Source organism: Amylibacter marinus, assembly GCF_030160015.1.
GTDB classification, from domain to species: Bacteria; Pseudomonadota; Alphaproteobacteria; order Rhodobacterales; family Rhodobacteraceae; genus Amylibacter; species Amylibacter marinus.
In genome coordinates this window covers 128,532-140,349 of the sequence record NZ_BSNN01000008.1, presented here as the reverse complement: position 1 = coordinate 140,349, position 11,818 = coordinate 128,532, and the positions used below count along the sequence as shown (strand labels likewise).

At 51.1% G+C, this 11,818-nt stretch carries 7 protein-coding genes; 2 read left to right on the top strand and 5 right to left on the bottom strand.

The genetic code is table 11. The annotated features are described in order from the left end of the window. The first annotated feature begins 262 nt into the window (after positions 1–262). The gene (locus QQL62_RS12120; protein WP_284379625.1) at positions 263–1,528 is read left to right on the top strand and encodes a glycerate kinase type-2 family protein; all 1,266 of its coding nucleotides are present in this window, start codon (positions 263–265) and stop codon (positions 1,526–1,528) included. 399 nt (positions 1,529–1,927) lie between these two features. Here the strand turns inward: QQL62_RS12120 and QQL62_RS12115 are convergent, their stop codons facing one another. From QQL62_RS12115 to QQL62_RS12105, 3 genes are all read right to left on the bottom strand, one after another. Beyond that, positions 1,928–2,110 (bottom strand): hypothetical protein, encoded by a 183-nt coding sequence (locus QQL62_RS12115; RefSeq protein ID WP_284379623.1) that lies wholly within the window; start codon positions 2,108–2,110, stop codon positions 1,928–1,930. 408 nt (positions 2,111–2,518) lie between these two features. Next, the gene (locus tag QQL62_RS12110; protein ID WP_284379621.1) at positions 2,519–5,311 is read right to left on the bottom strand and encodes a bifunctional aconitate hydratase 2/2-methylisocitrate dehydratase; all 2,793 of its coding nucleotides are present in this window, start codon (positions 5,309–5,311) and stop codon (positions 2,519–2,521) included. 217 nt (positions 5,312–5,528) lie between these two features. Next, positions 5,529–7,835: a DUF1989 domain-containing protein gene (locus QQL62_RS12105; RefSeq protein ID WP_284379620.1), complete on the bottom strand. Its 2,307-nt coding sequence runs from the start codon at positions 7,833–7,835 to the stop codon at positions 5,529–5,531. 165 nt (positions 7,836–8,000) lie between these two features. Here QQL62_RS12105 and QQL62_RS12100 point away from each other — a divergent pair, with 165 nt between their 5' ends. After that, a complete protein-coding gene (locus QQL62_RS12100; RefSeq protein ID WP_284379619.1) occupies positions 8,001–9,011 on the top strand; it encodes a LacI family DNA-binding transcriptional regulator in 1,011 nt (336 codons plus the stop codon). Positions 9,012–9,017: 6 nt separating this feature from the next. Here QQL62_RS12100 and QQL62_RS12095 read toward each other — a convergent pair whose 3' ends face one another. Together QQL62_RS12095 and QQL62_RS12090 are read right to left on the bottom strand one after the other, a co-directional pair. Beyond that, the gene (locus QQL62_RS12095) at positions 9,018–9,797 is read right to left on the bottom strand and encodes a carnitinyl-CoA dehydratase (RefSeq protein WP_284379618.1); all 780 of its coding nucleotides are present in this window, start codon (positions 9,795–9,797) and stop codon (positions 9,018–9,020) included. Between the two features lie 3 nt (positions 9,798–9,800). Beyond that, on the bottom strand, positions 9,801–11,816 hold the full coding sequence (locus tag QQL62_RS12090) for an acetate--CoA ligase family protein (RefSeq protein WP_284379616.1): 2,016 nt from the start codon (positions 11,814–11,816) through the stop codon (positions 9,801–9,803). Between the last annotated feature and the right edge of the window lie 2 nt (positions 11,817–11,818).

Sequence of the window (11,818 nt, the reverse complement as noted above, 5' to 3'; positions counted from 1 at the left end):
GGTGGAATGGTAGTCACGTTAGTAGATCGAGAAAGAAATAAACGATATAGGTATGGGGCGAAGTTTGATACAAAATACCGCCCATGGCGCCAAAAATCGGTATGCCACGGCATCTTGTTGGATATCTCGAGACCGGTGGCGAAACGGTTTTGCAAGCATCAGAGGGTCAGTGTCTTGGCGTTTTGAAAAACGAATGTGGCGAAGAGCCTTTCATCACGAGTGCGGGACGATGTGTCGACAAACAAAAATAAAGGGGCCTAGCGTGATCCATCCAAAGCAGTTTTTGACCGCGCTGTTCGACTGTGCGGTTGCAACCGCAGATCCAATGCGGGTGATCTCAAAGTTTTTACCAGATCGGCCCAAGGGGCGGCTAATCGTTATTGGCGCAGGCAAGGCGAGTGCCCGCATGGCTGAGGCAGTAGAGACTGCCATTGGCCCTTGTGAAGGTATTGTAGTTACGCGGTATGGTTATGCGCGACGCTGCCAAGGGATTGAAATACACCAAGCCTCCCACCCCATTCCCGATGCCGCGGGGCAAGAGGCGACAAGAAAGATCATGGATTTGGTTTCTGGGTTAACGGAAGAGGACCATGTTCTTGTGTTGATTTCTGGTGGTGGCTCGGCATTGTTATGTGCTCCGATCCATGGGGTCAGCTTGGCAGATAAAATCCAGGTGAATGCGGCATTGCTGGCATCTGGTGCGCCGATTTCAGAAATGAATGTAATTCGAAAGCGTTTAAGTCGCGTAAAGGGTGGTAAACTGGCTGCGGCCTGTTTTCCCGCCAAGGTAACCTGCTTGATGATCTCGGATGTGCCCGGTGACGATATAGCGATGATCGCCTCTGGTCCCACGGTGGGGGACAGCAGCACCACTACTGAAGTCTTGCAGATACTAGCGGATCGCCAGATTGCAATTTCAAGGGCGGTGCGAGAAGCAATTCAGAATTCCGGCGAAACATTGCCCCCTGACGCCCCCATTTTTGACAATGTAGAAAACATCATTGTGGCCGCACCTCTGCAATCGTTAGATGCGGCGGCGAAGATGGCACAAAATTCTGGCCTAAATGCGAAAATTCTAGGGGACGCGATCGAAGGTGAGGCCCGAGATTTGGCTCGCTCGCATGTTCATCAGGCAATAGAAATGCAGCAAAATCTAAGCGTAGGTGATAGGCCGATTTTAATGCTATCGGGGGGGGAGTGTACGGTGACCCGCCGCGGGAACGGGATCGGGGGGCCAAATGCTGAATATGCTCTGGCTGCGGCGATTGCCTTGGAGGGGCGAGCCGGAATACATTTGGTAGCGGCTGACACAGATGGGGTTGATGGCGCGGCCGAGGTGGCGGGCGCATATGTCGGCCCAGATAGCTTGCGGCGCGCGCGCGAACACGGGATATCACCAGCACGCGCATTGCATGAAAATGATGCGCATACATTTTTCTCAACTCTGAAGGATCAGATAATACCGGGTCCAACCCTGACAAACGTAAATGATTTTCGCGCAATTCTTGTGTATCCAAATTCGGGCTAATGGGATCGGATACGAGGATCTGGTTAATGGCCGGATTTGACGTAGCGAACCTGCCGACCATCGCACCCCCTAGGCAATACGGGATATATTGGTGCGATCTAGGTGCGGGCATTGCATATCTGCGACGGCGTTTATCGGGGCAATCGCGCATGCCCAGGCCAAGAATCTGGCGTCAATATGGTAGTTGCTGTGAAACTTCTTCAAGGTGAGAAGCGGTAGGGCCTGTGATGGCGATACCCAAGCTAATCTTGGTTTATACACCGGGGCCTTTGGTTGGCGCGATCCAGTTGGCGGGGGCTTTTAGTATCAAATTAGAGCTGATCAGGATTGCTATGAATTCATAGGCAGGGATTACCACAACCCCTGCATCAGTTCACAACATGTGTATGAGAAAATGCCTTAATACATCTTGTCGCGGAAAACATATGTCACGATTTGGTCGCGGTTGATTTGGAAACGCTCGGCCAATTCATGATCTGATAACAGGTTCATCTGCTCGATTTGAGCGGTGCGCGACTGTGCAATAGAAACCTGAGTAAGAAAGTCTAGGGCAGCATTTCCTGACTTTTTTAGTGCAGTCATAAGGATAGCTAGCGGAGCAGTTTTGTATTCTACGAATTGGCTTTTTGGTAGGACTTGTGGCATTGGAAACCTCATTGTTAAGTTCAACGTTTAATTCCCTCCCTTGAGCTAAATCTAGGGCTGATGGGCATGTATAACAATGTCATAGAATGCATAGTCGCTTTGCGTCTTGTGCATTGCTTGATGGGGATGTCGATTGGGAGCGCTAAAGCATCCAGAACCAGATCGCCAGATCCCAAACAGGTCATCTGAATGTAATAAAAGCATAGGTTAAGGGGCGCGGATATCTAGAGGTAGACAGATGCGCTGTGCTCTTGGTTCGACAAATGCAGGCATCGCTGACTCAATGAAAAACAGCGCCGAAGATTATTCGGCGCTGTGGTAAAAAATAGTGATCTGACTCGCGGTTTAGAAATGCGCGGAACGTGTTGTTCCTGGCTTTGCGATGGGTGGGGAAAACTTTGTAAGATCAATGCCCTCTACGGCAGCTATGTATTCCTCGATTGTTGGTGTGCGACCCAAGATCGCCGATAGAACGACAACCGGCGTTGACGCCAACAGGGATTCACCCCGCTTTTCGGCGCTATCTTCCACAACACGACCTTGGAACAGGCGGGTTGAGGTGGCCAAAACGGTATCGCCCTTGGCGGCCTTTTCTTGGTTGCCCATACACAGGTTACACCCAGGGCGTTCTAGGTAGAGAATATTCTCATACTCAGTACGCGCATCGCTTTTAGGGGCACTATCATCAAACTCGAAGCCTGAGTATTTTTGCAGGATTTCCCAGTCACCCTCGGCCTTCAGTTCATCAATGATGTTGTAGGTCGGGGCCGCTAGCACCAGTGGCGCCTTGAAGGATACGCTACCTTGGGTTTTTTCTAGGTTGCGCAACATTTGGGCCACGATTTTGATATCGCCCTTGTGCACCATACAAGAACCAACAAACCCAAGGTCGACCGTCTTCTCGGCCTTATAGTAGGATATCGGGCGAATGGTGTCATGGGTATAGCGCTTGGATACATCCACATTGTTCACATCAGGATCGGCAATCATTGGTTCTATGATTTCATCCAGATCAATAACAACCTCGGCAAAGTAGTTTGCATTAGCATCTGGAGCCAGCGCGGGTTTGGTACCGGATTTGATCTCTTCGATACGGTTGCTGGCGATATCTATCAGGCGTTGTAGCATGCCATTTTCATGCTCCATGCCTTTTTCTATCATGATCTGAATACGGGATTTGGCGATTTCCAATGACTCGATCAATGTTGCATCTTCAGAGATACAAATCGAGGCTTTGGCCTTCATTTCCGCAGTCCAATCCGTGAAGGTAAAGGCCTGATCGGCCAGCAATGTGCCGATATGCACCTCGATGATGCGGCCTTGGAACACGTTGTCGCCGAATTGTTTCAGCATCTGTGACTGTGTCGCGTGCACTACATCGCGGAAATCCATGTGATCAGCCATTTGACCCTTGAATGTCACCTTAACTGATTCAGGGATCGGCATGGTAGCCTCGCCTGTCGCCAGCGCCAGTGCAACGGTCCCAGAATCCGCACCAAAGGCCACGCCCTTTGACATGCGGGTGTGGCTGTCGCCGCCGATAATAATTGCCCAGTCATCCACAGTGATATCATTCAAAACCTTGTGGATTACGTCTGTCATTGAATGATAAACGCCTTTGGGATCTCGACCGGTCACCAATCCAAATTTGTTCATAAATGCCATCAATTTAGGCGTGTTCTCTTGGGCCTTGAAATCCCAAACAGAAGCTGTGTGACACCCAGATTGATAGGCACCATCTACAGAGGGTGACAAGATAGTTGCCGCCATCGCTTCCAGTTCTTGGCAGGTCATCAGGCCAGTGGTGTCTTGTGACCCAACGATGTTCACTTTGACCCTTGCATCAGACCCAGCGTGTAGTGTTTTGCCCGGTGTTGCACCGCGCGCATTTGCGTTGAAGATTTTTTCAACGGCGGTCATGCCTTGGCCCTCGTGGGACACTTCTTTTGAGGGGGCGAATACTGATTTTAGTTCAACACCCAATATTTCGGCTGCGACTGTTTGCAATTTTTTGCCGAATACAATCGCATAAGAGCCTCCTGCTTTCATGAACTCTAGTTTTTGCGGTGTGAAAGAGGCAGAAATGTCGGTCAATTCTTCGCCACCATCGGCGCTGTATAGCTTCTTTTTCTTGGTGTTGATTTTCAGAACTGTGCCTGTTTCAACCGAGTATAGCTGTTCCAGAATTGGGTTGTCGTCGTTGTTCAGGATTGGCTTGCCTTCTGAATCCAATTTCTTGACCCAGTTTTTCAGATCGATACCAATCCCCCCAGTTACGCCAACGGTTGTTAGGAAAATTGGCGAGATACCATTGGTGCCTGCAACAATTGGTGCAAAGTTTACAAAGGGCACATAGGGGCTTGCTTGTTTACCAGTCCAAAGGGCTACGTTGTTTACGCCAGACATCCGCGAAGAGCCAACACCCATGGTACCTTTTTCAGCGATCAGCATCACTTGTTTGGTGGGGTGCTGAATTTTAAGTGCCTGGATTTCTTTCTGCGCGTCTTCTGAGATCAGACATTTACCGTGCAGCTCACGATCCGAGCGCGAGTGCGCTTGATTACCTGGAGACAATAGATCGGTAGAGATATCGCCCTCTGCGGCAATATAGGTAACGATTTCAATTTCTTCGTCGATTTCGGGAAGCTTGGTGAAAAACTCACCTTTGGAATAGCTCTCAAGGATATCTAGCGCAATTTTATTTCCCGCGTCATATGCGGCCTTCAGGCGATCCGTATCGGCTTCGTATAGGAATACTTGGGTCTTTAGAACCTCGGCTGCTTGCTTGGCTATATCCGCGTCATCGCCTAACGCCAAATCAAGCAAGACATCAACAGAAGGTCCGCCCTTCATATGCATCAGCAACTCGAATGCGAACTCTGGGGTGATCTCCGCTACTTCGGCTGTTCCCAGAATGATTTCTTTCAGGAATTGCGCCTTTGATCCTGCGGCGCTGGTTGTGCCGGGTAGGGTATTGTAGATGAAAAAATCCAAAGATTGCGCACGATGCTGGTGATTTGCATCTCTGATCTGGGCGATGATTTCATCTGTCAAATCCGCCGTATCGATTGGCTTGGGGTTCAGGCCCTGTTTTTTGCGAGTTTCGATTTCGGTTAAATAGTCTGTGTACAAGCTCATGATTATCCCAGTCTGTTTGCGTTAGATTAAGCTGCTCAACGGGTATCAGTGTAACTGGCGAATCCGAGATAAGCTTGTTGTATGCCGAGGTATACCAAATGGGCTTGACATGCAAGCCTCCATCTGCACCAGCATGGGGCAATTGTAGTTGATTAATACAACAAGTCCAAGCCTATAAGGCAGGTTTAAGGGCGGGGGGCATATCGATGGCCACCTGCTAAGCGCGTGCCTTTTTTCGGGTGGGGTCAAGGAACGGTAATGCACAGACCGTACCGAGATGCCGCTTCATATGTCCATCAAGACGCCCGATTTCTAGTTCTTGATTTTCTTCGGATTGCTCTATCGCCACGCGGGCCATAGCGATTGCATGCCCCAATTGCGGGGAATAGCTGGCGCTGGTGACCATCCCCACCTGTTCGCGCCCAAGATAGACTGGATCGCCATGGGCGGGGGCTTCGGCTCCCGTTAATTTAATCCCGACCAATTTGCGACGAACACCTGCGGCATTGCGCATGAGTGCCGCGCGCCCAACAAATGCCTCTTTGGCGAAATCAACAGCAAACCCAAGGCCGGATTCCAGCGCATCTATATCTGGGCCAAATTCGGCTCCCGAAATCATCAATCCCGCCTCTAGGCGCAGCATCTCTAGGGCCTCACCGCCCATTGGAACCAGCCCTTCCGGCTGGCCCGCATCAATTACGGCATCCCAAATAGCCGTTGCATCATTGCGGTCACAGAAGATTTCATATCCCAGTTCGCCAGTAAATCCCGTGCGACAGAGCATAAAGGAGGGGCCATCTACATCCCCAAGGCGCGCAATCGTGAAGCCAAACCATTTTATATTGTCCAAGGCAGGACGCGCAGGGTTGCTATAGGTTAGCTTGCGTAGAATATCTCGTGATTTCGGCCCTTGAATGGCCAGATTCACCATCCGATGCCCTAGGGCACGTATATGAACGTTCAGCCCCAACTCCTGGGCCATTTCACGCAGATGGAGTGCTGAGTTATCAGACCCACAGCACCAGCGATAGGTGGTGGGTTCGATACAAAACAATGTGCCATCATCCAAGACGCTACCGCGTTCGTCGCACATCAACGCATAAAACCCACGGTGCTGTGCCAGCTTGTCTACGTTTCGGGTTAGGCAGTGTTGCAACAGGCGCGCGGCATCAGGGCCGATGATATCGAATTTTCGCAAGCCCGACATATCTTGCAGGGTCGCGGCGTTCTTACAGGCCCAATACTCCTCAATAGCACCGGTGGTATCAAAATGTGTTGGCGTCCACAAATCACGAGCGACTGTAAAGGAGCTGGTGAGCTGAGATGTGCGGGGGTGAAAGGCTGAATGGCGTGTCATTTTTGCGCTATCCTCTGGGTTAGCGCGCCAAGCTACTGAATGGGTAATTGAACTATCCTCCTCGTAAATGCGGATATGAATATCTGTGGGATTCCAGCCGTTGATGGGATCTACATCATCTGGGCAGGCCGTAGATACACAGACCAAATCGGTCTTGGCTTCTAGTGCTACATAATCTCCTGGACGCGACCATGCCTCATCAGAGGCCAGATGGCCATGATCGGGATCCATCCAAGAGTTAAAGAAAAAGTTGATGGCAGGCCAAGCTGCTCGCCGCTTTATTCCATAGGGTTCAAAGGCCTCTGAAATATTATCCGAGCAATTTATGTGCCCTGGAAAGCCTCGATCCTCGTAGCCGCGTGCAGTACAGGCCAGGGCAAATGTATCGTGGCGTCCTACTGTATCTTGGCGTACAGATAATAGCGCACGCATGTCTTGGTCGTAAAATTTGTCATGAAGACCGGGCAGGGGGTAAGCCGCGCGGGCCATTGTACGCGATACGGTTGAATCGATATAGCGTTCAACACCAGCATCCAACGCAGAGCTGCGCATTGCCATGAAATCTGAACATTGCTGACCTTCTACATCGATGATTTGCACAAATTGCCCCTTGGTCAATTCATAGGATAGGGCTGTTGCGCGCTTTACGCGCCACTCATCGCGCACATGACCCAATGGCGGGGGTAAATCCTGATCCAGCCTATGCCCTGCAGGTGGTTGGATGTGGATGGAAAACCGCCCGCCCCCCCCCTGTGACAGATAATCCCGTGCAACTGGTGCAATAACAAAGACTGTACAATTGCATGGTAGCGAGGTGACATGTAGTGCGCCGACTTCTGATGTGGCATCAAAAAGTGGCGCAAAGCTCGCATCAGATATTTGCCCGCCGCGTGCGGATGTAAGGGCAATCATTTCACGTTCATCAAAAGAACCAAGGCTGTGCCGTGGCAGGGGGACCCCATCGGCATGAAAGACATCTGGGCTAAAGTTCACATCCCCCGCCGATAGGGCGGTGATATAGGCCGCGGAACCCCCCTCGACATTTGTGATCGATAGGATGGAACCCGCCAATAGATCAAGGCGTTGAGCCTCGCCGCATTGGGCTTCTTTTACGTAGATATCGGATGTCTTCAGGCCTCGTATGCGAGGGGGGATTAGCTGTTGCATCGTGATATACCATTTCTGTGTAACCGGTTACTTGGTGGGGTGGTTAATTTTGCTCGTTTGCCCTTGGGGCGGGATTGGGGTATTCTATTCGGGATATCTCAGTTAACTATTTGTTCGTTTTCTGTGTCAAGGAAAAATACCAGTCGAATACGAAAGAATACCCAAGTGCCCCCAAAAATCGGAAAAATCAGGGATGTTGCCCGCGAAACAGGTTTGTCGACAGCAACAGTTTCACGTGTGATGAATGGTAATCCCAAGGTTAACCCTGAAATGCGGGCCACTGTTTTAGCCGCGGCGAAGAAATTGAATTACGTCCCCAACCCTGCGGCGCGCGCCCTGAGCACAAATCGATCCAAAACCGTTGCGGCGATTATTCCGACCATCGATCATTCGGTCTATGCAAAATACATTACCGCCGTGGAAAAAACCCTAAGTGCGAGAGGTTACACATTGGTTTTGGCGATTTCCAATGCCGATGCGCAAATGGAATGTGACGCAGCAGAAAAATTGATCGCCATGGGGGCCGAAGCCTTTATTCTAACAGGTGCAAAGCATAGTGCCGCGCTGATTGACCTATTGGATCGTTGTGCAAAGCCGCTGGTGTTTACATCGGTTTTCGATGATCAAAGCGCTATTCCCACAATTGGATATGACAATCAGGCCTTGGCAAAAGCCGCGATAGCCCATCTACAGGAGCATGGGCACCGCGATATTGCGGTGGTATACGGGAGCTTAGCCGAGAATGACAGAACTGTTACGCGGCTAAAGGGTGCGCGCATGGCTCTGGGTTCTGCCGACAACACACTTTTTTTCGAGGTCGACCTAAGTGTCGAGGGCGGGCGCAGGGCGGCAATGGAAATCCTGAATACGGATAAACGCCCCAGTGCTATTCTGTGCTTCTCTGATGTATTGGCCTTGGGTGTTATGTTCCTCTTACAGAGCCAAGGCATCCGCATCCCTCTGGATATTTCTGTTATGGGCTTTGATAATCTGGATTGGTCGCGCCAATCTTATCCAAGCCTCACCACCATAGATTTACCTGCCTCTCAAATGGGCGCTGAAGCGGCGCTACAGATTATGAGGCGACTAGAGGAAGACCACCCCATGTCTAGCCTAGACTTGCCCGCGAAAATCATGCGTCGCGGATCAGTTGGGCCTGTGCGTCACAGGCCCTAGCGCCAATTACCGTCCCTTCCAAACAGGATCTCGTTTCTCGGCAAAGGCGCGCGCACCTTCGCGCTGATCTTCGCTGCCATATAGAATATCCACACTTTTCAACTGGCGCTGAGTAATTCTGTTCATCGTGTCTTGGAATTTGCTGTTTTCTGCATCGCGCACCACCTCTTTGATAGCAGCATAAACCAATGGCGGGCCAGAGGCTATGAGGCGCGCTAATTCCCATGCGCGATCCATCAATTGCCCGGCCGGCAATACCTCGTTTATCAAACCCCAACTTCTTGCCTCGGCTGCGTCAAACCAGCGCCCCGTCAGCAACAACTCCATAGCGATATGATAGGGAATGCGTTTCGGTAGCTTTATGCTGGCGGCATCGGCAACGGTACCAGAGCGTATTTCAGGCAATGCAAAGGTTGCATGGTTTGCGGCCAAAATCATATCGGCTGATAGCGCCAATTCCAACCCGCCACCACAGGCGATGCCGTTTACCGCAGCGATTACCGGCTTGTTCAAGTCGCGCAATTCCTGCAACCCGCCAAATCCACCAACACCATAATCCCCATCCACCGCATCGCCCCCGGCGGCGGCCTTCAGATCCCATCCGGGGCAGAAGAATTTTGTGCCCGATCCGGTTATAATCGCGACGCGCAAATCTGGGTCATCGCGAAATTGAGCAAAAGCTCTGCCCATTTCTCGGCTAGTGGCTAAATCAATTGCATTCGCTTTTGGTCGGTCAAGAACGACCTCTAGGATGTTATCTTCTTGGCGGATCTTCAACGGAGACATAATCTATCCTTTCCTTATTAGAGCATCTACGGCAACGGCGCGTTGGGCCGTGCAAATCAACGGGTTAACCTCGATCTCGCTGATCGTATCTGCATTTTCAAACACGTATGACTGAAGCGTATCAATCGCACGCCAGAGCGCATCTCGATTGATCGGGGGGGCAGCGCGGTATCCTTCAAGCAATGGTGAACAGCGTAGTTTCTCCATCGCGCACATTACGTCAGACCGGGTGCAGGGTAAAAGCAGAGAAACTGTGTCGCGCAGAATTTCGGTATGAATGCCCCCGGCACCAAGGGTCAATACATACCCATGCGCTTGATCGTGCGTCACCCCAACCAACAACTCTACTACGCATTCTGAGATCATTTCCTCGATCAAGATATCACCGCCACCCATATCCTTGGCTGTGCGTTGCACCTGATCGGCGGCAATGTTAAGGCGCACGGCGCCTGCCTCGGATTTATGGGCAAGCCCAATACGCTTTAGGGCAAAAGGGCCGTTAACATGGGTGGTAAATTCGGTCAGGTCGCGGGGATTTTGTACTTGCATCGATTTTGGGATGTCGAGACCTTGATTTGCCAGTATCTGTTTTGCTTCTGCCTCGAAAATTGTTTCCGGGTTAGAAACATTACGCGGCAGCAATATTGGCACGTCATGCGGCGGTGCAAGATGCGCGCAGGCGCTGATTGCGGCCAAGGTTTCATCCAACCCATAAAAGGGAACCACACCGTTTTTCATCAATCGTTGAGCGGTGCTCAAAGGCAAGAGTTCTGGTAAAGTCGCCACAAGGCCAAAGGGAGATCCGGTCGAAGTATGGGCGAATATTGCCGCCTCTGTTGCGCAATCCCAATCCACTGCATCAGTGGTGGGGTAGTCCACTATTGATAGGGTGAGATTAAATTCGCCCCCAGTCATTGCAGCCCACGCAGCCCCCATTGCCGCCGTATCACGCCAAATATAGGTGTTGTAGTCCAATGGATTTTGCAAAGCGATCATGGGCCCTACAACGCCGCGCAAATCCTGTTCTTGCTTATGGCTAAGTGGTGGGAATTCCAATGCATAACGCAAAGCAGCATCTGCAACGAGGCTGGCCTCGCCACCAGAACAGCTTATAGAAGCGATTTTTGGCGCCTTTAGTGGCCCGTGAATATGCAACAGTTTCAGCGTTTCTAGCAGGCTGGGCAATGAGGAAACACGTGCAATGCCAAGGCGATCTAGAAAGGCCTGAGCGCCCGCATCACTACCGGCCAATGAAGCTGTATGAGACAGGGTTGCTGATTGCGCCAAAACAGAGGCGCCGACCTTTAATACAACAAGGGGCACACCCTTCTTATGGGCTATTTGGGCCAGTTTTTCCCATGCGCGTAAATCTGAAAACCCTTCTACATGCAAACCAATGGCGGTAATACGCGGGTCATCTAGTAGCGCTGTCGCGATCTCTGCTTGTGACGTCTGGGCCATGTTTCCGCAAGTCACTACAAATGCTATCGGCACAGCACGCAGTTGCATGGTTAGGTTGATGGCGATGTTTGAGCTTTGGGTAAGGATGGCAACCCCATTAGGAATGCCCTGTGCACCGTGCTGATCCGGCCAGAGCAAGGCCCCATCTAATGCATTGATAAAACCATAACAATTCGGCCCTAGTATGGGCATCTTACCTGCGGCCTGTAGCAGGGCATCTTGTAGGGCCGCGCCGCTTGGATCTTCTTGGCTTGCCTCAGAAAACCCGTTTGCAAAGCAAACCGCCCCGCCGGCATTGATCAAGGCAAGTTCTCGAACCAAGTCGATAGTAACGTGTCTATTAACCCCGATGAAAACCGCATCAGGTGCATCAGGCAGTGCAGATATTGATCCATAGGTTGCCAAATCGGAGATTGTGGATTTACGTGGGTGTACCGGCCAAATCTCACCACCAAAGCCCATGTTCCGCGATTGTTGAATGACCTGATCGCACCATGCGCCGCCACCAATAACGGCGATGGATGAGGGGTATAGTAATCGCGATAATCTATGGGTCATAA

Bases quoted from the DNA above. Each gene is read 5' to 3' on its own strand.
- QQL62_RS12115 (WP_284379623.1), bottom strand. From the start codon at position 2,110: ATGACTGCACTAAAAAAGTCAGGAAATGCTGCCCTAGACTTTCTTACT.
- QQL62_RS12110 (WP_284379621.1), bottom strand. From the start codon at position 5,311: ATGAGCTTGTACACAGACTATTTAACCGAAATCGAAACTCGCAAAAAA.
- QQL62_RS12105 (WP_284379620.1), bottom strand. From the start codon at position 7,835: ATGCAACAGCTAATCCCCCCTCGCATACGAGGCCTGAAGACATCCGAT.
- QQL62_RS12095 (WP_284379618.1), bottom strand. From the start codon at position 9,797: ATGTCTCCGTTGAAGATCCGCCAAGAAGATAACATCCTAGAGGTCGTT.
- QQL62_RS12090 (WP_284379616.1), bottom strand. From the start codon at position 11,816: ATGACCCATAGATTATCGCGATTACTATACCCCTCATCCATCGCCGTT.